General features: G+C 63.2%; 23 protein-coding genes. 2 read left to right on the top strand and 21 right to left on the bottom strand.

Annotation, left to right across the window (positions count from 1 at the left end):
- Nucleotides 1-33: 33 nt before the first annotated feature.
- Nucleotides 34-552, top strand: a complete 519-nt coding sequence (locus ACJJVR_RS08845; protein ID WP_405403870.1) for a SixA phosphatase family protein — start codon at nucleotides 34-36, stop codon at nucleotides 550-552.
- A gap of 34 nt (nucleotides 553-586) precedes the next feature.
- On the opposite strand, the gene ACJJVR_RS08850 is transcribed toward ACJJVR_RS08845, so the two are convergent.
- The 18 genes from ACJJVR_RS08850 to rplO all read right to left on the bottom strand — a co-directional run bounded on the left by ACJJVR_RS08850 (nucleotide 587) and on the right by rplO (nucleotide 16351).
- Entirely contained in the window at nucleotides 587-1372 is a 786-nt protein-coding gene (locus ACJJVR_RS08850; RefSeq protein WP_405403871.1) for an amino acid ABC transporter ATP-binding protein, read from the bottom strand.
- A gap of 11 nt (nucleotides 1373-1383) precedes the next feature.
- The gene (locus ACJJVR_RS08855; RefSeq protein WP_405403872.1) at nucleotides 1384-2838 is read right to left on the bottom strand and encodes an amino acid ABC transporter permease; all 1455 of its coding nucleotides are present in this window, start codon (nucleotides 2836-2838) and stop codon (nucleotides 1384-1386) included.
- A 1-nt stretch (nucleotide 2839) separates the two neighbouring features.
- The gene (locus ACJJVR_RS08860; protein ID WP_405403873.1) at nucleotides 2840-4096 is read right to left on the bottom strand and encodes an amino acid ABC transporter permease; all 1257 of its coding nucleotides are present in this window, start codon (nucleotides 4094-4096) and stop codon (nucleotides 2840-2842) included.
- 120 nt (nucleotides 4097-4216) lie between these two features.
- A complete protein-coding gene (locus tag ACJJVR_RS08865) occupies nucleotides 4217-5242 on the bottom strand; it encodes an amino acid ABC transporter substrate-binding protein (protein ID WP_405403874.1) in 1026 nt (341 codons plus the stop codon).
- A gap of 170 nt (nucleotides 5243-5412) precedes the next feature.
- A complete protein-coding gene (locus ACJJVR_RS08870; protein WP_405403875.1) occupies nucleotides 5413-6126 on the bottom strand; it encodes an ATP12 family chaperone protein in 714 nt (237 codons plus the stop codon).
- Nucleotides 6123-6779, bottom strand: coding sequence for an HAD-IA family hydrolase (locus ACJJVR_RS08875; protein ID WP_405403876.1), 657 nt, complete (start codon nucleotides 6777-6779; stop codon nucleotides 6123-6125). Before ACJJVR_RS08875 ends, ACJJVR_RS08870 begins: the two co-directional genes overlap by 4 nt.
- Complete coding sequence (locus ACJJVR_RS08880; RefSeq protein ID WP_405403878.1) at nucleotides 6776-7831, bottom strand: RluA family pseudouridine synthase; 1056 nt, start codon at nucleotides 7829-7831, stop codon at nucleotides 6776-6778. Before ACJJVR_RS08880 ends, ACJJVR_RS08875 begins: the two co-directional genes overlap by 4 nt.
- On the bottom strand, nucleotides 7828-8187 hold the full coding sequence (locus tag ACJJVR_RS08885) for a fluoride efflux transporter FluC (protein WP_405403879.1): 360 nt from the start codon (nucleotides 8185-8187) through the stop codon (nucleotides 7828-7830). The genes ACJJVR_RS08880 and ACJJVR_RS08885 overlap by 4 nt, the downstream gene beginning before the upstream one ends.
- Nucleotides 8188-8219: 32 nt before the next feature.
- Nucleotides 8220-9536 (bottom strand): replication-associated recombination protein A, encoded by a 1317-nt coding sequence (locus ACJJVR_RS08890; RefSeq protein ID WP_405403880.1) that lies wholly within the window; start codon nucleotides 9534-9536, stop codon nucleotides 8220-8222.
- A 63-nt stretch (nucleotides 9537-9599) separates the two neighbouring features.
- A complete protein-coding gene (locus ACJJVR_RS08895; protein WP_405403882.1) occupies nucleotides 9600-10190 on the bottom strand; it encodes an acyl-homoserine-lactone synthase in 591 nt (196 codons plus the stop codon).
- A gap of 60 nt (nucleotides 10191-10250) precedes the next feature.
- Nucleotides 10251-10862, bottom strand: a complete 612-nt coding sequence (locus ACJJVR_RS08900) for an autoinducer binding domain-containing protein (protein WP_405403883.1) — start codon at nucleotides 10860-10862, stop codon at nucleotides 10251-10253.
- A gap of 298 nt (nucleotides 10863-11160) precedes the next feature.
- Nucleotides 11161-11580, bottom strand: a complete 420-nt coding sequence (gene rplQ / locus ACJJVR_RS08905; protein WP_405403885.1) for a 50S ribosomal protein L17 — start codon at nucleotides 11578-11580, stop codon at nucleotides 11161-11163.
- A 108-nt stretch (nucleotides 11581-11688) separates the two neighbouring features.
- On the bottom strand, nucleotides 11689-12705 hold the full coding sequence (locus ACJJVR_RS08910) for a DNA-directed RNA polymerase subunit alpha (protein ID WP_042247914.1): 1017 nt from the start codon (nucleotides 12703-12705) through the stop codon (nucleotides 11689-11691).
- A gap of 114 nt (nucleotides 12706-12819) precedes the next feature.
- On the bottom strand, nucleotides 12820-13209 hold the full coding sequence (gene rpsK, locus ACJJVR_RS08915; RefSeq protein WP_042247912.1) for a 30S ribosomal protein S11: 390 nt from the start codon (nucleotides 13207-13209) through the stop codon (nucleotides 12820-12822).
- Between the two features lie 12 nt (nucleotides 13210-13221).
- Nucleotides 13222-13590, bottom strand: coding sequence for a 30S ribosomal protein S13 (rpsM, locus tag ACJJVR_RS08920; RefSeq protein ID WP_405403887.1), 369 nt, complete (start codon nucleotides 13588-13590; stop codon nucleotides 13222-13224).
- 155 nt (nucleotides 13591-13745) lie between these two features.
- Nucleotides 13746-14321: an adenylate kinase gene (locus tag ACJJVR_RS08925; protein ID WP_405404420.1), complete on the bottom strand. Its 576-nt coding sequence runs from the start codon at nucleotides 14319-14321 to the stop codon at nucleotides 13746-13748.
- 70 nt (nucleotides 14322-14391) lie between these two features.
- On the bottom strand, nucleotides 14392-15762 hold the full coding sequence (gene secY, locus ACJJVR_RS08930; protein WP_405403888.1) for a preprotein translocase subunit SecY: 1371 nt from the start codon (nucleotides 15760-15762) through the stop codon (nucleotides 14392-14394).
- A 109-nt stretch (nucleotides 15763-15871) separates the two neighbouring features.
- Nucleotides 15872-16351: a 50S ribosomal protein L15 gene (rplO, locus tag ACJJVR_RS08935; RefSeq protein WP_405403889.1), complete on the bottom strand. Its 480-nt coding sequence runs from the start codon at nucleotides 16349-16351 to the stop codon at nucleotides 15872-15874.
- Between the two features lie 233 nt (nucleotides 16352-16584).
- Here rplO and ACJJVR_RS08940 point away from each other — a divergent pair, with 233 nt between their 5' ends.
- The gene (locus ACJJVR_RS08940; RefSeq protein ID WP_405403890.1) at nucleotides 16585-17211 is read left to right on the top strand and encodes a hypothetical protein; all 627 of its coding nucleotides are present in this window, start codon (nucleotides 16585-16587) and stop codon (nucleotides 17209-17211) included.
- A gap of 58 nt (nucleotides 17212-17269) precedes the next feature.
- On the opposite strand, the gene rpmD is transcribed toward ACJJVR_RS08940, so the two are convergent.
- From rpmD to rplR, 3 genes are all read right to left on the bottom strand, one after another.
- Nucleotides 17270-17455, bottom strand: coding sequence for a 50S ribosomal protein L30 (gene rpmD, locus ACJJVR_RS08945; protein ID WP_042247899.1), 186 nt, complete (start codon nucleotides 17453-17455; stop codon nucleotides 17270-17272).
- Nucleotides 17456-17467: 12 nt separating this feature from the next.
- Nucleotides 17468-18037: a 30S ribosomal protein S5 gene (rpsE, locus tag ACJJVR_RS08950; RefSeq protein ID WP_405403891.1), complete on the bottom strand. Its 570-nt coding sequence runs from the start codon at nucleotides 18035-18037 to the stop codon at nucleotides 17468-17470.
- A gap of 113 nt (nucleotides 18038-18150) precedes the next feature.
- Nucleotides 18151-18510, bottom strand: coding sequence for a 50S ribosomal protein L18 (gene rplR / locus ACJJVR_RS08955; protein WP_042247895.1), 360 nt, complete (start codon nucleotides 18508-18510; stop codon nucleotides 18151-18153).
- Nucleotides 18511-18514 lie beyond the last annotated feature (4 nt).

Genomic DNA, 18514 nt, shown 5'->3' on the forward strand with positions numbered 1-18514 from the left:
ACCGACAGCACGGCACAAAGAGGCAGCATTTTCATGACCCCACTTGGACACCGACGCCTGATCCTGACGCGTCATGCGAAATCGGCCTGGGACGATCCGACCTTGGACGATCACGACCGGCCGCTTAACGACAGGGGTCGTCGGTCGGCGCGGACGTTGGGTGATTGGATGGCAAGCCGCGGGTACGAACCCGAGGAGGTCCTGTGCTCCTCTTCGGCCCGCACGCAAGAGACCTGGGCTGTCATCGCCGGTGCCCCGCTGGAAGTGCGCCCGCTGATGCGGATCGAGCAAGGCCTGTACCACGCGGGCCCTGAGAAAATGCTGGCAGTGTTGAAATCGGCCACGATGCCCACGGTCATGATGCTGGGGCACAACCCGGGCATTTCAGAATTCGCAGCCATGCTGCCCGCCCGGCTGCCGATGGACCCTGATTTCCGCCGCTATCCGACCGGCGCGACGCTGGTCGTGGATTTTCAGATCGACAGCTGGGCAGACCTGCAGCCGGGTCAAGGCAGCGTGATGGATTTCGTGCGTCTGGACGGCCGCGCCTAGAGCGGGCAGCGGGGGCATTTGCCCCCGCCATGGGTCAGTGGCCCAGAATCTGGCTAAGAAACAGCTTTGTCCGTTCGGATTTCGGATTGTTGAAGAAATCGTTGGGGTTGTTCTGTTCGACGATCTGACCCTGATCCATGAAAATCACCCTGTTGGCCACCGCCTGCGCAAAGCCCATCTCGTGGGTGACGCAGATCATCGTCATCCCCTCCTCGGCCAGCTCGATCATGGTATCCAGGACTTCCTTGATCATCTCGGGGTCCAATGCACTGGTCGGCTCGTCGAACAGCATGATCTTGGGTTGCATGCACAGCGACCGGGCGATGGCCACGCGTTGCTGCTGTCCGCCGGACAACTGGCCTGGATATTTCGCGGCCTGTTCGGGGATCTTGACCTTTTCCAAGAACCGCATGGCCGTCGCCTCGGCCTGCTTGCGGGGCACCTTGCGGACCCAGATGGGCGCAAGGGTACAGTTTTCCAGAACAGTCAGGTGCGGAAACAGGTTGAAGTGCTGGAACACCATGCCAACCTCGGACCGGACCTTGTCGATGTTCTTGATGTCGCTGGTCAGTTCCACCCCGTCGACGACGATGTGGCCGGCCTGATGTTCCTCCAGCCGGTTGATGCATCGGATCAATGTCGATTTTCCCGACCCCGAGGGGCCCGCGATGACGATGCGTTCACCCTTGTGCACGGTCAGGTCGATGTCGCGCAGGACGTGGAACGTACCGAACCACTTGTTCATGCTCCGGATATCGATGGCGACCTCGTCACTGACGGTCATCTGGCTGCGGTCGATGCGGCGTTCGATGTTTTCCATAACCAGGGTCCTTACCTGTGGTCGCGTTGCAGACGGCGTTCCAGATACATCGAGTATCGCGACATGCCAAAGCAGATGAGAAAGAAGATGGCGCCGACAAAGATGAACGGCTCCCAATAGATGCCCTTCCATTCGACATTGGCGCGCACCGCGTCCGACATGGATTTCAGCGGGTCGTAGAGGCCCACGAAGGTCACCAGCGTGGTATCCTTGAACATGCCGATGAAGGTCGACACGATGCCGGGAATGCTGATTTTCAGCGCCTGCGGCAGCACGATCAGGCGTTGCGCCTTCCAATAGTCCAGTCCCAGGGCGTCGGCGGCCTCGTACTGGCCCTTGGGCAGGGCGGCCAGACCGCCGCGGATCACCTCGGCCATGTAGGCGGCGGCAAAGATCGTCACCATGATGATGACCCGCAGGATGATGTCGAAACTGGTGCCCGGCGGCAGGAAATAGTTCAGCAGCAGGGATGCCACGAACAGCAGGGTGATCAGCGGCACGCCGCGGATGAATTCGATAAAGATTACCGACAGCGACTTGATCAGAAACATGTCCGACTGACGCGCCAGCGCCAGGACGATACCCAGAGGCAGCGACAGCGCAATGCCCGCCACGCCGATGGTCAGCGACAGCAGGAACCCGCCAAAGCGGTCCGACCGCACCGCGTCGATCGACAGCGGCAACAGCGCTTCGGCGTCGCCGGCCGCATCGCCTGCCAGAACCAACCAGAATAGCACCGTTACCAGGATCGCCGCGACCGTCGCCAGCATCGGAGAGACCCGCGACAGCACCCGCCACGCCAGCCAGCCCAACAACGGTCCGACGAGAACGAAGATCGGCCCCCACAACGTGCCGCCCCACAGGAACCACACGCCTAGCAGCGGATAGATCAGGGAGAACGGCAGCATCCAGGCAATATTGCGTTCCGATGCGAACAGCCCCGCACCCAGCACCAGCGCCGCAAACATCAGCCAGCCAACCGGCGCGCCCAGCACGACCATCGCCCACAGCGTAACGACGGCGGTGATGCCCAGAACGACACGACGGATCGTCAGCGACGCGGAAAACAGCACCGGCGCCAGCGCGACCATCAACAGGCCGAATGTCATCGTGGGCCGCCAATACAGTTCGACCGGGTAGAAGCCAAAGATGTACTGGTTCCAGCGTTCGCGGATCACTGCAAAGCAGGCGCCGCGTGCACCCTCGCCCCAGGTGGCGGCGATGATCTGACGACATTCGTTCAGGCTGTTGGCGTTCCAGACCGAATGGGCGAACCAGTTCCAGAATGTAGCGATCAGGAACCAGATGATCAGCGCCCCCAAGATCGTCAGGACGGTGTTCACGGGCCCGGCGAACAGGTTCGCCCGCAGCCAGTGAATCGCACCCGATTCGCGGACCGGCGGCGCGGCCGGAGGCAGCATGGTGTCGCGCACGAAGGGCACGGTCTGGGCGTGGGTGTCGCTCATCCTATCGCTCCTTCAGTTTCACGCGGGCGTTGAAGACGTTCATCCCCGCCGAAATGATCAGGCTGAGGACCAGATAGGTCAGCATCATCAGCACGATCGCCTCCAGCTCGCGGCCAGTCTGGTTCAGGGTCGTACCGCCAAGGGTGCCGCGCAGGTCCATGTACCCCACGGCGATCGCAAGCGAGCTGTTCTTAGTCAGGTTCAGGTATTGAGAGATCAGCGGCGGAATGATCACCCGCAGCGCCTGTGGCAGGATCACCAGGTTCATGGTGCGGTTCGGACGCATGCCCAGGGCAAAGGCCGCCTCGGACTGACCACGGCTGACGGCCAGAATGCCGGCGCGCACGATCTCCGCGATGAAGGCAGCGGTGTATAGCGTCAGCGCCAGCCACAGCGCGACCAGCGAGTTCGAGACATTCAGCCCGCCCGTGAAGTTGAAACCCTGCAGGGTGGGCGGGACCAATTGCAGGCCGAAATACCAGATCAGCAGCAGCGACGGCACCGTCATGACCGCCAACGACATCCACCAGGTGGTGGGCCGGTCGCCGGTGCGGTCCTGTACGTTCTGCGCCCAGGTCCCGATCATGCGCCGCACGATCCAGCCTCCGACCAGCACCACGACAAACGCGATCGTGGCCCAGTTGAAGGTGATGCGCGCGCCCAGGTCCAGGCTGCCCGGGTCGTTCGTCATCGCCAGCGTCGGCAGCGCGGTATAGCGGTTGGTCAGGGCCACGTGATCGAACAGGATCATCCCGGATGTGGCTGCCTCGCCGCGAAAGGCGTTGGGCGGCGGCAGGATCTCGGTGAAGACCGCATAGACGATCAGGATCCACAACAGCAGCGGCATGTTGCGGAAGATCTCGACAAAGACTGTCATCAGACGGGCGAACAGCCAGTTCTTGGACAGCCGCGACACGCCCACGATCACACCCAGGACCGTTGCCGCGATGCAGCCCAGGACCGCCACGATCAACGTGTTCAGCAGCCCCACGACCGATGCCCGGAAATGCGAATCGTCGGCGGTATAGGGGATCGGCGTCTGCGAGATGTCATATCCCGCGCGCTGGAACAGGAACCCGAAATCAAAGCTTTTGCCCATCAGGGCAAGGTTGCGGACCGTGTTGTCGAGCAGCCACCAACCGGCGGCCATGACCAGAATGAACACGATGACCTGAAATGTCAGGGACCGATACCGCTGATCGTTGACCAGCATGCTCAGCCGGAACGGCGGCGTCGCCGTTGCCCGGATGTCCGTCATGTTTCTTACCCCTGTGGCCTGCCATCGGCTTTGCGCCGTTTTTCGCTTGGGCAGGTTTATCGTTGGTGGAGGGTGGGGGCCGGGCCCGTCATGGGTCCGACCCCCGGTCGTGTCAGCCGATCAGCGGAACGGCGGAGCGTACAGCAGGCCGCCCTGGGTCCATTGTGCGTTCAGGCCGCGGGCCAGACCGATCGGGGTCTGCTCGCCGATGTTGGCGGCAAAGATCTCGCCATAGTTGCCGGATGCCAGGATGGCGCGGCGTGCCCATTCGGCGTCCAGGCCCATCATCGCGCCCAGTTCGTCCGTGGTGCCCAACAGGCGCTGGACCTCGGGGTTCTCGGACGACCGCACCAGTTCCTCGATGTTGCGCGAGGTGACGCCGTACTCTTCGGCGGCGACCAGCGCGTTCAGGGTCCAGCGGGCGATGTCGCCCCAGTTGCTGTCGCCATGGCGCACGGCCGGCCCAAGCGGCTCCTTGGAGATGATCTCGGGCAGGATGATGTGCGTTTCCGGGTCGGCGAATGCCGCGCGCGTCGCTGCCAGACCCGATGCGTCCGTGGTGTAGGCATCGCAGGCGCCGGCCATGTACTGCTGCTCGCCCTCGGCATTGCTGTCGATGTTGACGGGCGTATAGGCCATGTTGTTGGCGCGGAAATAGTCGGCCAGGTTCAGTTCGGTCGTGGTGCCGGTCTGGATGCAGATCGTCGCCCCGTCCAGTTCCTTGGCCGAGGTCACGCCCAGATCGGACCGCACCATGAAGCCTTGGCCGTCGTAATAGTTCACGCCCACGAAATCCAGATTCAGGTCGGTATCGCGCGAATAGGTCCAGGTCGAGTTGCGGGCAAGGACGTCCACCTCGCCCGACGACAGCGCGGTAAAGCGCGTCTGGCCGGTGGTGGGCACGAACTTGACCTTGGCGGGATCGCCCAGGACGGCTGCGGCCAGCGCGCGGCAGTACGCCACGTCAAATCCGGTCCAGTTGCCGCTGGCATCGGGGGCCGCAAAGCCGACCAGGCCGGTGTTGACTCCGCAGTTCAGCTCGTCACGTTCCTTGACCTGGGTCAGCGTCGACCCCTCCTGGGCCATGCCCATGCCTGCCAGCAGGGTCGCCGCGGCCGCCGTCCCCAGGAAAACCGATTTTTTCATAGTTACCTCTGTGTTGGAGCGCCCCCGGTCCGATCGGTCCACGAACGCTGATGCGGACCCTTCGGGGGGTCCTTGTCGGCATAGCACGACAGCGGCTGCCGTCCTATTAGGCGGTATTGTGCCGATACAAGTTGCCGCGTCAAGAACCCCGTCCGACCGCGCGGGCGCTTTCAACCCTTGCGGGACAAGCGCCACAGACGTTCTGCCGACAGAATGGACAGGCGCCGGCCCTCGGCGACCTCGGTCGCCTCCTCGTCGGCACCCCATCGTTCCGCCTGAAAATCCTCATCGATACGGGACAGGCGATGCGCCTCGGCTCCGTCGATGCGCCCCTGGATCACGGCCAGACCCAGGATCAGCGACCCGGGTATCGTCACCAGATCATGCAGGGCGGTCAGTCCCCACTGATCCTGCCCCCGTACCCAGCCATGCAGCCGGTCCAGCGCGTCAGGATCCTGATCAATGGGAATCACCCCGTGCGTGACCCGCAGCGGCGCGCCCAGATGATCGGCCGACCAGTCGATCAGCGGGCCCCATTCGCGGGCCTGCAGGTCGATCAGGACCTGGGGATCGGTTGCCCGATAAGATAGCAGATCAGTGCCCCCATAAGAGGCAAGCATCAAAGCGACCGCGTCGAACTGGGGTGCGACCTTTTCCACCGCGGAATTCACCGCACGGGTCAGCGGCATGGTCAACGGCGCGATCATATCGCCCTGGGCCATCCATTCGTCCGCAACGGCACGGGCCAGAGCCTCGGTCGGCAGGACCAGCGCATGCTTGCCCGGCGTGCGCAGAACGCGGCTGTCCAGCATCACCTCGAACCCGCCATCGGCGGGGCGCAGATCCGCCGTGGTCCAGAACCTGCGCGCCTTCCATTCGCTCATGCCGCCCACTCCTCGATGGCCGTTGTCAGTCCGGTGAAATCGTCCAGGATCCGCACCGCGCCGGCATCCTGCAGCGCATGCGTCGGGTGATAGCCCCAGCTGACGCCAAATCCCGCCAGCCCCGCCGCACGCGCCATCTCCATGTCAAAGCTGGTATCGCCGATCATGACGGCGCCCCCGGCATCGGCCCCCGTCTCGCTCAGCGCGGCCAACAGCATCGAGGGATGCGGTTTGGACGGATGTCCGTCCGCCGTCTGCAGGCTGAGGAACCGCCCCTGCAGCCCGTGCGCCGCGATCATCGCGTCCAGGCCGCGCCGTGACTTGCCCGTGGCCACGGCCAGCAGCAGGTCGTCACGATCCGCCAGCCGGTCCAGACACTCCATCGCGCCCGGATACAGCGGCGCGGCACTGTCCAGCCGCGCCCGCATAAAGCTCTCTTTGTAGGCCGCGACGATCCGTCCCTGCGTCGGTGCATCGACGTCGGGCGCCAGCTGCCCCACCGCGACGGGCAGCGACAGCCCGACGATCGACAGGACCTGAGCCTTTGGCAGCGGCGTCAGGCCGACCTGATCAAAGGCGAACCCCATCGCATGGGTGATGTGGTTCTGGCTGTCGACCAGCGTGCCGTCGACGTCAAAGACGACCAGCCTCATGCGTCGTCCGCGAACGGATCGTCGGGCACGTCGTTCTCGTGCCAGCCCACCGACTTCCATGTCCGGCCCATGTGTTCGGGCAAGGGCGCGGTGATGGTCATGCGCTTTTTGGTGATCGGATGGTCAAAGGTGATCGACCGCGCGTGCAGGTGCAGTTTTTTGCTGATCTCTCCGCCAAGCTGCGCGCCCCAGCCATCGCCCAAGTTTTCCTGGCCAGAACCGCCATACTTGCCGTCGCCCACGATCGGATGGCCCAGTTCGGCCATATGCGCGCGCAGCTGGTGCGTGCGCCCGGTGATCGGCACCAGCGCACACCAGCTGGCCCGCGTGGCCAGCGCGTCCAGCACGGCATAGTCGGTGGTGGCGCGTTTTGCGCCCTCGGTCTTGTCGATGTCGCGGGGGTGGACGGCGATCATCTTTTCATGGTCGCCGCCGCGTCCCTGCCCGCCCTTGACCAGACCATAACGGATCGTGCCCATCCGCGGATGAGGTACGCCCGCAACGGCCGCCCAATAGATCTTGCGCGTGGTGCGCGACCGAAACGCCTCGGACAGGGCACGGGCCACCCGGTCCGTGCGCGCCAGCAGCAGGACGCCGGATGTGTCCTTGTCCAGCCGGTGAACCAGCTTGGGCCGTTCCTTGAACCCGAACAGCAACGCGGTGGTCAGCCCGTCGACGTGACGCCCGCCCAACCCGCTGCCGCCCTGGCTGGGCAAGCCCGGCGGCTTGTTCAGGGCGATGATGTGTTCATCCTTCCACAGGACGGCGGCCTGGATCATCTCGGCGTCGCTGTCGGCCACGCGCGGCCCAAGGGGGCGTTCCGACCGTTCGGCCTCGGGGCCGGGTTCGGGCAGCGGCGGCACCCGCACCTGCTGGCCCGGCGCGATGCGTGTGGCGGCCTTGACGCGGCCCCCGTCGACGCGCAGCTCTCCCTTGCGGCACATCTTCTCGATGGCCACCTGCGACAGCTGCGGAAAGCGTTTTCTCAACCAGCGGTCCAGGCGCATCTCTGCGTCGTCGTCGCCAACAATGATGGTCTGCACGGCACTCATGCCCAAATCCCTCGTCCCAATGCCAGTCCGGCCATGACGGCCGCCAGCGACAGCAGGACCGAAAGCCCCACATAGGCCAGCGCCATGACGCCCTGACCCCGTTCCCACAACGTCAGTACATCCAGCGAAAACGCCGAAAACGTCGTGAATCCCCCCAGCAGCCCGGTCAGCAGCAACGGCGCCCAGGCATTGCCCAGCCTGTGCGTCAGCAACGCGGCCAGCAGCCCCATTGCGAAACTGCCCGCCACGTTGACAAGCAACGTCGCCTGCCATGCCAGCGGCATCACCCGATAGAGGGCATAGCGACAGGTAGCCCCAAGGGCCCCGCCAATGGCGACTTGCAGAAAGGGGTTCATGCGCGCGTCTGTGTGGCCCCGCGCGCGCAAAGTCAACCGCCGCGCTTCAGCCGTTGGCTGACGAACCAGTCCAGGCGGCGCTTCAGCTCGCGCTCGAAGCCGCGTTCGACGGGGGTGTAGAGGACCGGGCGCTTCAGCCCGTCGGGGAAATAGTTCTGGCCGCTGAACGCGTCCTCGGCGTCGTGGTCATAGGCATAGCCCGCGCCATAGCCCTGCTCCTTCATCATCTTGGTCGGCGCGTTCAGGATATGGGCAGGCGGCATCATGCTGCCGGTGCGCTTGGCCTCGGCCCGCGCGTTCTTGTAGGCCGCGTATCCCGCGTTCGATTTCGGGGCCAGTGCCAGATAGATCACCGCCTGACCCAGGGCCAGTTCCCCCTCGGGGCTGCCAAGACGCTCGTACAGCGCCCAGGCATCCAGACAGTGCCGGGCGGCGGCGGGATCGGCCAGACCGATGTCCTCGATCGCCATTCGGGTGATGCGGCGCGCCAGATAGCGCGGGTCCTCCCCGCCCTCCAGCATCCGGGCCAACCAATACAGCGCCGCGTCCGGGTCGCTGCCCCGCACCGATTTGTGCAGGGCTGAAATCAGGTTGAAATGCTCCTCGCCCGACTTGTCGTACTTGGGCGCACGCTTGTTCAGGCGTTTCGCAAGGGCATCGGGATCGACCTTGCCCTCGACCTTCCATGCGGCGACCTGCTCGATCAGGTTCAGGCACGCACGGCCGTCGCCGTCGGCCATCTCCAGCAGGGTGTCGCGGGCCTCTGCCGTCAGAGGCAGCTTGCGTCCCAGCTCGCGCTCAGCGCGCTGCGCCAGCAGTTCCAGGTCCGCCAGCGTCAGACGCTCCAGCACGATGACCTGGGCGCGCGACATGACAGCCGCGTTCAGTTCAAAGGACGGGTTTTCGGTCGTGGCGCCAACCAGAAGGATGGTCCCATCCTCCATATGGGGCAGAAAGCTGTCCTGCTGCGCCTTGTTGAAGCGATGGATTTCGTCGACGAACAGCAGCGTGGCCCGGCCTTGACTGCGGCGCAGGCGCGCGGCGTCAAAGACCTTTCTCAGGTCCGGCACGCCGGTAAAGATGGCGCTGATCTGGACAAACGCCAGATCGGTCTCGTCCGCCAGCAGACGGGCGATGGTCGTCTTTCCCACACCGGGCGGACCCCACAGGATCAGCGACGACAGGCTGTCGGATGCCAGCATGCTGCCAAGCGATCCGTCAGCAGCCAGAACCTTCGCCTGGCCGATGACCTCGGACAGGCGTGTGGGTCGGATGCGATCGGCCAGCGGTCTCGTCCCCGCAGATGTGGGGATGCCTGCATGCGGTGCGTTATCGAACAGATCTGCCATGACACGCCCAGTCTAGGCATGTTCGTGCAGACCCGACAGCCCTGTTTGCAGGGTGACCGTTGGTCAGTGCATCTTTGTGGTCAGATCAATTGCGACACATTGAAACTCGCCGTCGTCGATGAACAGCGGGCGACCCAAGGCCTCGGCCGACAAACCGCATCGACCGTACCAGCGCGGCCAGTTGGACCCGGTCAGCGCAATCAGCTTGGTCGCGCCCATGTCCCGGGCTGACCCGGTCATGGCCTCGACCATCTTGAAGTGGACCTTGCGCCGGTACATCTGCGGGATCGAATGGCTGACGAACACGCGCGAGCACTCCCAGACATGCGCATCGACCGGTGCCTTGTCGAACAGCAGGTCCTGCGGAATGCTGCCGCCCAGGATCCCCTCCTGCGCGTCGCGGATCATATAGGAATAGATGCCGCAACGGGCCGTCGTCGGGGTCAGACGAATGCCCGCCAAAACTTCGGTCCGGTCATGGATCGCGATCCAGCGGCTTTGCGGCGTGTCGTACTGGTCGAACTCCATATCCTCGGATTCGGGCAGATCCCAGTTCTTTTGAATGATAAAGCTCTGCTTGCGGGCGCGGAAAAGATTGGCAAACAATTCGCCGTGGTTATGAAGATTTGAAAAGGAAAGTGTTGTCGTCTGCATGTGATACTCCTGGGGTGTGAGGGCACCCTTCCTTGCCTCGCGGCCCCCCTTGGGCGACATCTACAGCAAGCGGTATTCCTTGGCCCTCTGCAGCGCCTCGGCGGTCGTCCGCGCCTTCAGGCGTTCGCGGACTGAAATCAACCTTGCCTTGAACGCGCTTTCGGTAATCCCAAGCTTGGCAGCCGCTGCTGCATGACGATCGCCCTCCGCAATGCATCGAAGGGCTTCTTTTTGAGCCTTGGTGAGGCTCGCCGGCGGCTCTGTCATGTCGTGAAGCCGCCGTACCGTGGTCGAGATCTCGTTGATCTCAACGTCGGATAGTTCGCGATCAGCGCGTGCAAGCGACGCAATGGTGCGCGACGCGATCGGACCGTGGGCAACGGTCAGACCAAAGATCAGCCCATGATCGGCAGCATCCTTGAGAATGTTGAATGGATCAGGAATAGGCAATGCAGACCACCGGCAAGCACCTGTGGTCGAAAACCCCCACGCAATCGTCGGGTCGCGCAAGGCATAGCCATTCTGGGAATAGAACTCCGACCATTTCTCGTCATACGTCTGAAACTGCATCAGAGGTGCAGCGAAACGGATATGCAAACCCACGAAATAGCCGGACGGGGCGTATTTGCCCAGCTTTCTAAGATCCGCATTTATGTCTGCACGAGATGACATGGCTATATGGATATGTTGAAATGGTTGGGTTCAAGGTTCAAACAGACTGTGACCTGTCGAAGTTTAGATTTCGCTAACGCCTGCGGCTTGCTGATAAAATACATTGTCCTCCCTCGCGGAATCATCTGTGTAATCACGATGGTTCCGTCCGTGGACGATACATACGCAAAGCCACTCGCGGAAGGTAAAGAATCTTACATTCCCTTACGTCAGCACATTCCAGCTGTGCTCAATTGACAACCCCGCCGCAACAAGTTGCGACGGGGCTAAATTTATCAGCACTGGGAAACGGCTGACATCAATCTTCGGCGGTGAATTCCGATTCCAGCCGCGCACGGTCTGCAGCACCTTTGGCGCTGGTATCACGATCGACGAACTCGATGATCGCCATCGGCGCCATGTCGCCATAACGAAAGCCAGCCTTCATGATGCGGACATAGCCACCCTGGCGGTCCTTGTAGCGTTCGCCCAGAACGTCGAACAGCTTGGCAACATGCATGTCCTGCTTCAGCTGCGCGTTTGCCTGACGGCGGGCGTGCAGATCGCCGCGCTTCGCCAGCGTGATCAGCTTTTCGACGATCGGACGCAGTTCCTTGGCTTTTGGCAAGGTGGTCTTGATCTGCTCGTGCTCGATCAACGAGCCGGACATGTTGGCGAACAGCGCCTTGCGGTGTTCGTGGGTACGGTTGAGGCGGCGGTAACCGCGAGCGTGACGCATGATGATCTCCTACAGCGTGTTTTGCTTTGTCCGGCAGCCCATGCGTGCGGGCCGCTCTCCTTGGGGCATTGGCCCATATCCGGCGGGGGTCACCCCCCGCCGCAATTCTCAGAACTGGTCGTCGAAACGCTTGGCCAGATCCTCGATGTTCTCCGGCGGCCAGTCGACCACGTCCATGCCAAGATGCAGGCCCATTCCCGACAGCACTTCCTTGATCTCGTTCAAGGACTTGCGGCCAAAGTTCGGGGTCCGCAGCATTTCCGCCTCGGTCTTCTGGATCAGGTCACCGATATAGACGATGTTGTCGTTCTTCAGGCAGTTTGCCGAACGAACCGACAGCTCCAGCTCATCAACCTTCTTCAGCAGACGCGGATCGAACTCCAGCCCGTCGTCGCTGTCCTGCCGGTTCGCAGCCTCGGGCTCATCAAAGTTGACGAACACTGACAGCTGGTCCTGAACGATACGCGCGGCATAGGCCACGGCATCTTCCGGCGTCAGCGAGCCGTCGGTCTCGATCTTCATGGTCAGCTTGTCATAATCCAGCACCTGGCCCTCGCGGGTGGGCTGCACCTCATAGCTGACGCGCTTGACCGGAGAGAAAATCGCGTCGATCGGAATCAGACCGATGGGCGCATCCTCGGGCCGGTTCTTGTCGGCGGCAACATAGCCCTTGCCCGTCTGCACGGTCAGTTCCATGTTCAGCTCGGCGCCGTCGTCCAGGTGGCAGATGACATGGTCGCGGTTCAGCACGGTGATGCCGGCCGTTTCCTGAATGTCGCTGGCCTTGACCTCGCCCGGACCCTTGGCGGACAGCGTCAGGCGCTTGGGGCCTTCCACGTCCATCTTCAGGGTCACGCCTTTCAGGTTCAGCACGATGTCGGTCACATCCTCGCGGACGCCTGCGACGCTGCTGAACTCGTGCAGCACATTGTCGATCTGAACGGCCGTGATGGCGCCGCCCTGCAGCGACGACATCAGCACGCGACGCAATGCATTGCCAAGCGTCAGGCCAAAGCCCCGCTCCAGCGGCTCGGCGACCAACGTCGCCGTGCGGGTCGCGTCCGCGCCCGGCTTGACGACCAGCTGGGTCGGCTTGATCAGTTCGGCCCAATTCTTGTGGATCATGGATTTTCCTCCATACCTGCTTCCTGCCCATGACCGTGGCCGGAAACGCCCGAGGTGAAATGCGAAAGTCCGGCCCATGCGCGAACGCACGGGCCGGTCAATGATGATCCAGGATCAGACGCGACGGCGCTTGGGCGGGCGGCAGCCGTTATGCGCGATCGGCGTCACGTCACGGATCGCCGTGATGTTGAAGCCAGCAGCAGCCAGCGCGCGCAGCGCCGATTCACGTCCCGAACCGGGGCCCTGGACTTCGACGTCCAATGTGCGAACGCCGTGTTCCTGCGCCTTGCGGCCGGCATCTTCGGCGGCCATCTGAGCGGCATAAGGTGTCGATTTGCGCGACCCCTTGAAGCCCATCGTGCCGGCCGAGGACCAGGCAATGGCATTGCCCTGAACGTCAGAGATCAGGATCTTGGTATTGTTGAAGCTGGAATTCACATGCGCAACGCCAGTGGCGATGTTCTTGCGTTCCTTGCGCTTCATGCGGGTCTTGTCACGTGCCATGTCGCTTGCCCCTTATTTCTTCTTGCCGGCGATCGGCTTGGCCGGGCCCTTGCGGGTGCGCGCATTGGTATGCGTGCGCTGACCGCGGACAGGAAGGCCGCGACGGTGGCGAAGACCGCGATACGAACCCAGGTCCATCATGCGCTTGATGTTCATCTGGACTTCGCGGCGCAGGTCGCCCTCAACGGTCAGGTTGGCATCAATGTATTCGCGGATGGCCAGGACTTCTGCGTCCGACAGATCATTGATGCGGCGCGACATGTCGATGCCGGTCGCTTCACAGATCTGCACAGCGTACAGGTCGCCGATGCCGTGGATATAGGTCAGAGCGATGGGGACGCGTTTCCCCGTCGGAATGTTGACGCCAGCAATACGAGCCACGCGTTTTCCTTTTCAGTTGCGGTTCCGTAACGCCGGAACCTTTTTTCACAACGCAAGGCCCGAAAGCTGTGCCTTCGGGCCAAATCGATGGTCCACCCGCGATCCGGGTGATTCTCTTGCGAGATGACGTCAACTAGCGGCGTAACGCCGCGTCGTCAAGCAGGCAGCGCGGCAGCGATCTGGGCCGAGACCTGATCCATCGGTGCCATGCCGTCGACGGCCTGCAGGTTCCCCTTGGCATAGTAATAGCCCAGCAGTGGCGCAGTCTTCTTGTAGTATTCACGCAGGCGGTCAGCAAAAACCTCGGGGGTATCATCACGACGCACCGGCTGGCCGGCGGCACGCGATTCCTCGGCGCGCTTGACGATACGCCCGACCAGGGCCTCATCGTCAACCTGCAGCTCGATCACCGCGTCCAGCGCCATGCCGGATTCTGCCAGCAGACGTCCCAATGCATCAGCCTGCGGCAGCGTCCTGGGAAAGCCGTCAAAGATGAAACCCTTGCCACCCTTTTCCAACTGCTCCCGGATCAGGCCGATGACGATCTCATCGGTGACCAGTTCCCCACGGTCCATGACCTCGGCCACGCGGCGCCCCATCTCGGTTCCCGACGACCGTGCGGCGCGCAGCATGTCGCCGGTGGACAGTTGCACAAGGCCCTTGTCCGCAACCAGGCGACCGGCTTGGGTGCCCTTGCCGGCACCCGGCGGCCCCAACAGGATGATGTTGATGGTCATGGCGTCTGTCCCCCTCAGGTGGCCATAGAAGCGGCCTTGTCGTGTCGTCGGTACGGTCGCGCCCTCAGCGGCGCGAAGGCAGGCGGCGCGGCTTGGCGGTGCCCGGCTTGCGCTTGCCGCGCAGCTGGGATTTCTCGATCAGGCGCTCGTACTGGTGTGCCAGCAGATGGCTCTGGACCTGGTTGATCGTGTCCATCGTCACCGACACCACGATCAGCACCGAGGTTCCGCCCAGATAGACCGGGATCGAAAACTGGTCGCGCAGAATTTCGGGCATCAGGCAGACCAGCGCCAGATAGGCCGAACCGATCACCAACAGGCGGTTCACCACATAGTCCAGATAATCCTGGGTCCGCTTGCCCGGACGGATGCCCGGGATGAAACCGCCCTGGTTCTTAAGGTTCTCGGCCACATCATCGGTCTTGAACGACACGTTCTGCGTGTAAAAATACGTGAAGAACACGATCATCGATGCAAAGAACAGCAGGTACAGCGGCTGCCCCGGTCCGAAATAGGCCAGCACAATCGACATGATCGGACCTGCCTCATTCCCGGAAAAGGTCGAGATCGTCACCGGCAGCAGCAGCAATGAGCTGGCAAAGATCGCCGGGATCACGCCCGCGGGGTTGACCTTGACCGGCAGGTGGCTGGTCTGGCCGTCATAGACCTTCATGCCGACCTGGCGCCGGGGGTACTGGATGCGGATCTTGCGCAGGGCGCGTTCCATGAACACGACAAAGGCGATGATCGCCACCAGCATCACGATCACGAACAGGATCACCGGGGTCGATACGGCGCCCGTGCGCCCCTGCTGGAAAAAGGTCGCCAGAGCAGCAGGAATTTCAGCCAGAATGCCCACAAAGATGATCAGCGAAATGCCGTTGCCGACGCCGCGCGCAGTGATCTGTTCGCCCAGCCACATCAGGAACATGGTGCCGCCGACCAGCGTGATGACCACGGACGCCTGAAAGAACAGGCCGGGTTCATGCGCAAGGCCACCGGCCTCCAGGCTGCGGGCAAGACCATAGGCCTGAAACAGCGCCAGCGCCACGGTGCCGTAGCGCGTGTACTGGTTGATCTTCTTGCGACCGGTCTCGCCTTCCTTCTTCAGCTGTTCCAACGACGGAACCATCGACGTCAGCAGCTGCACAATGATCGAGGCCGAGATGTAGGGCATGATGCCCAGGGCAAACACGCCCATCCGGCCGAGTGCACCGCCGGTGAACATCGACAGCATCCCACCGATCCCCGTGGACGCCTGCTCCATGAAGTTGCGCAGCGCCGCGCCATCGATGCCGGGCACCGGGATATAGGTGCCGATGCGGTACATGACCAGCACGCCGATCGTGAACCAGATACGCTGGCGAAGTTCCGTGGCCTTGCCGAGCTGCCCCCAGGAGAGGTTCGCGGCCATCTGTTCTGCGGCTGACGCCATGCTGTTCCGTCCCGTGTCATGACAGCGCCGCCGACCCGTTTTCGCGGGGACCGGCGGCGCCTGAAAACCTAGTTGCTATCTATGGGGCAGAAAAGCCCCCTTCAACAGCTTATTCGGCTGCCGCGTCGCGCGCTGCCGGCAGGTTGACCTTGCCGCCTGCCTTCTCGACCGCATCGATCGCGGCTTTCGAGGCACCGGTGACAGTGATGGTCATGCCCGACTTCAGCTCACCCGTGGCCAGCAGACGCACACCGTCCAGCTTGCGGCGAACCAGACCCGATGCGACCAGCGCGTCTTCGGTCAGCTCTGCAGTGCCGTCGATCTTGCCCGCGTCGATGAAGCCCTGGATCTGGCCCAGGTTCACGACGGCAAACGACTTTGCGTTCGGCTTGGTAAAGCCGCGCTTGGGCAGGCGACGGTACAGCGGCATCTGGCCGCCTTCGTATCCGCCCAGAGCAACGCCCGAACGCGACTTCTGGCCCTTGATACCCCGGCCGGCGGTCTTGCCCTTGCCCGAGCCCGGACCACGTGCAACGCGCTTTTTCGTGCGGTTCGCGCCATCATTGTCGCGGATTTCATGCAGTTTCATGTCGCTTCTCCTTGCCGGACACTCCCTCGAAGCGAAACAGGGGGCCACGGCTTTTCTTGCTTGTTGAATCGATGCGCCATACGGCACCGGCGCCCTATACGCGCAATGGCCGCGTCTTTCAAGCGATCCCGCCACAGCGACCACACTAATCGCCCCCGACACCATCTTGTGTCTTGCGCGCGACGCGCCCCCTGCCCCACGCATGAAAAATCCCCGATCCACCGAAAGTCGCCATGCCCCGTCTCGCCCTGATCCCGTTCCTTGCCCTTCTGTCCGTCGCACCGGTGGCCCCCGCGGCCGCGCAACAGGCCGAACCGACCTTTTGCACCGCCCGCATCAACGATCGCGACGTCGTCATGGGCTATGACAAGGCCGAGGCCCGGCTGTCGGACACCTATTCACGCCGCGAACAGTTGGCGACGCGCATCGGCCAGCACAACTGTCCCAGCTACGTAGTCCTGCGCAGCCTGACGCCGGAGCTGACCGATGATGAACGCCTGCCGTTCTGCCTGCGCTTCGACAAGGCCAGCGAATCGGTGATGGGTTATGATCTGGGCGCGCGGGACGCCTGGGGCATGTGCCGCAGCCAGACCCGTGCGGTGTGCAGCCGGGTGAACCAGACCACAGCCGCCGCAGGTGCCCTGTCGGGATCCGCGGCGCGCCGGTCGGTACAGGGGCTGCAGGCCCTGCCCGATGCATCGGGCGCGGTGATCCTCAGCGGAGCGGGAACGGCGGTGTCGGGGGCCTTGGCCTCGCTTGGCGGGGCGGCGGCGGTGGTCGCGGCCTCTCCGATGCTGCTGACCGGGGCGGCGGTGTCGGTGGTGGCGGTTGGCGGTACGCTCTACGCCTGTCGCGAATAGGTTTGAAACGCAAAACGCCCCGCAATTGCGGGGCGTTTCACTGTCCTGACCGCGTGGATCAGGGCTTTTCTTCGATGATTTCCACCATGTGGCGGATCTTGTTCACCATGCCGCGCACGGAGGGGGTATCCTCCAGCTCACGGGTGCGGTTCATCTTGTTCAGGCCCAGGCCCTTGAGGGTGGCCAGTTGGTCCTTGGGGCGGCGGATCGGCGATCCGACCTGCTTGACGACGATGGTTGCCATGCGTCTCGCTCCTTACGCTTCGACAGCGGCGTCAGCCGGCTTGTCGTTCGAGGGCAGGATGTCGGCCACTTTCTTGCCGCGACGGGTCGCGACGCTGCGGGGGCTCGACTCTTTCTTCAGACCGTCCAGGGTGGCGCGGATCATGTTGTAGGGGTTCTGCGACCCCTGCGACTTGGCCACGACGTCCTGCACGCCCAGCATCTCGAACACGGCGCGCATCGGGCCGCCGGCGATGATGCCGGTACCCGGAACGGCAGTGCGCATGATGACCTTGCCGGCACCGTGACGACCTTCGATGTCGTGGTGCAGGGTCCGACCGTCACGCAGCGGGACGCGGATCAGGCCGCGCTTGGCCTGTTCAGTCGCCTTGCGAATCGCCTCGGGAACTTCTTTTGCCTTGCCCTTGCCGAAACCGACGCGGCCGCGCTGGTCGCCGACGACGACAAGCGCTGCAAAGCCAAAGCGCTTGCCGCCCTTGACCGTCTTGGACACGCGGTTGATGGCAACCAGACGGTCCTGGAATTCCGGGTTCTCTTCGCGCTCGTTGCGACCGCCCCGGCGGTTGTTGTCACGTTCTGCCATGAGGCATTCCTTGTACGCGGGCGCGCACGGCGCCGATTGTATCGATCCCGGTGAACGGATGTTCCCGGATCATCGGGACGGCGCCACCCAGAGGGCAGGCGCCGTCCACAGGATCAGAACTTCAGACCACCTTCACGGGCAGCGTCGGCCAAAGCCTTGACCTTGCCGTGAAAGATGAAGCCGCCACGGTCGAACACGACTTCTTCCACGCCGGCGGCTTTCGCACGCTCGGCGATGGTCGAACCGATCTTGGCCGCAGCCTCGACGTTGTTCTTGCCGATCAGGCCCAGATCCTTTTCCAGCGTGCTGGCCGAAGCCAGGGTCACGCCGTTAAGATCGTCGATCACCTGCACGAAGATGTTCTTCGAGGACCGGTGGATCGACATCCGCGGGCGGCCGTTCGACATCGCCCGCAGCTTGTTCCGAACGCGCAGGCGGCGCTTCTGGAACAGCTCTTGCTTTTTCAGTGCCATTTCA

Origin of the sequence: Paracoccus sp. Ld10 (assembly GCF_045064235.1) — a bacterium.
Classification (GTDB): domain Bacteria; phylum Pseudomonadota; class Alphaproteobacteria; order Rhodobacterales; family Rhodobacteraceae; genus Paracoccus.

What these genes read in the sequence shown, in the direction of transcription:
- ACJJVR_RS08875 (WP_405403876.1), bottom strand. Translation starts at nt 6,779, where the DNA reads ATGAGGCTGGTCGTCTTTGACGTCGACGGCACGCTGGTCGACAGCCAG.
- ACJJVR_RS08890 (WP_405403880.1), bottom strand. Translation starts at nt 9,536, where the DNA reads ATGGCAGATCTGTTCGATAACGCACCGCATGCAGGCATCCCCACATCT.
- ACJJVR_RS08940 (WP_405403890.1), top strand. Translation starts at nt 16,585, where the DNA reads ATGCCCCGTCTCGCCCTGATCCCGTTCCTTGCCCTTCTGTCCGTCGCA.
- ACJJVR_RS08895 (WP_405403882.1), bottom strand. Translation starts at nt 10,190, where the DNA reads ATGCAGACGACAACACTTTCCTTTTCAAATCTTCATAACCACGGCGAA.
- rplQ (WP_405403885.1), bottom strand. Translation starts at nt 11,580, where the DNA reads ATGCGTCACGCTCGCGGTTACCGCCGCCTCAACCGTACCCACGAACAC.
- rpsE (WP_405403891.1), bottom strand. Translation starts at nt 18,037, where the DNA reads ATGGCAGAACGTGACAACAACCGCCGGGGCGGTCGCAACGAGCGCGAA.
- rpsK (WP_042247912.1), bottom strand. Translation starts at nt 13,209, where the DNA reads ATGGCACGTGACAAGACCCGCATGAAGCGCAAGGAACGCAAGAACATC.
- ACJJVR_RS08855 (WP_405403872.1), bottom strand. Translation starts at nt 2,838, where the DNA reads ATGAGCGACACCCACGCCCAGACCGTGCCCTTCGTGCGCGACACCATG.
- ACJJVR_RS08880 (WP_405403878.1), bottom strand. Translation starts at nt 7,831, where the DNA reads ATGAGTGCCGTGCAGACCATCATTGTTGGCGACGACGACGCAGAGATG.
- ACJJVR_RS08850 (WP_405403871.1), bottom strand. Translation starts at nt 1,372, where the DNA reads ATGGAAAACATCGAACGCCGCATCGACCGCAGCCAGATGACCGTCAGT.
- ACJJVR_RS08885 (WP_405403879.1), bottom strand. Translation starts at nt 8,187, where the DNA reads ATGAACCCCTTTCTGCAAGTCGCCATTGGCGGGGCCCTTGGGGCTACC.
- rplO (WP_405403889.1), bottom strand. Translation starts at nt 16,351, where the DNA reads ATGAAACTGCATGAAATCCGCGACAATGATGGCGCGAACCGCACGAAA.
- ACJJVR_RS08910 (WP_042247914.1), bottom strand. Translation starts at nt 12,705, where the DNA reads ATGATCCACAAGAATTGGGCCGAACTGATCAAGCCGACCCAGCTGGTC.
- ACJJVR_RS08900 (WP_405403883.1), bottom strand. Translation starts at nt 10,862, where the DNA reads ATGTCATCTCGTGCAGACATAAATGCGGATCTTAGAAAGCTGGGCAAA.
- ACJJVR_RS08860 (WP_405403873.1), bottom strand. Translation starts at nt 4,096, where the DNA reads ATGACGGACATCCGGGCAACGGCGACGCCGCCGTTCCGGCTGAGCATG.
- secY (WP_405403888.1), bottom strand. Translation starts at nt 15,762, where the DNA reads ATGGCGTCAGCCGCAGAACAGATGGCCGCGAACCTCTCCTGGGGGCAG.
- rplR (WP_042247895.1), bottom strand. Translation starts at nt 18,510, where the DNA reads ATGGCACTGAAAAAGCAAGAGCTGTTCCAGAAGCGCCGCCTGCGCGTT.
- ACJJVR_RS08870 (WP_405403875.1), bottom strand. Translation starts at nt 6,126, where the DNA reads ATGAGCGAATGGAAGGCGCGCAGGTTCTGGACCACGGCGGATCTGCGC.
- rpmD (WP_042247899.1), bottom strand. Translation starts at nt 17,455, where the DNA reads ATGGCAACCATCGTCGTCAAGCAGGTCGGATCGCCGATCCGCCGCCCC.
- ACJJVR_RS08865 (WP_405403874.1), bottom strand. Translation starts at nt 5,242, where the DNA reads ATGAAAAAATCGGTTTTCCTGGGGACGGCGGCCGCGGCGACCCTGCTG.
- ACJJVR_RS08845 (WP_405403870.1), top strand. Translation starts at nt 34, where the DNA reads ATGACCCCACTTGGACACCGACGCCTGATCCTGACGCGTCATGCGAAA.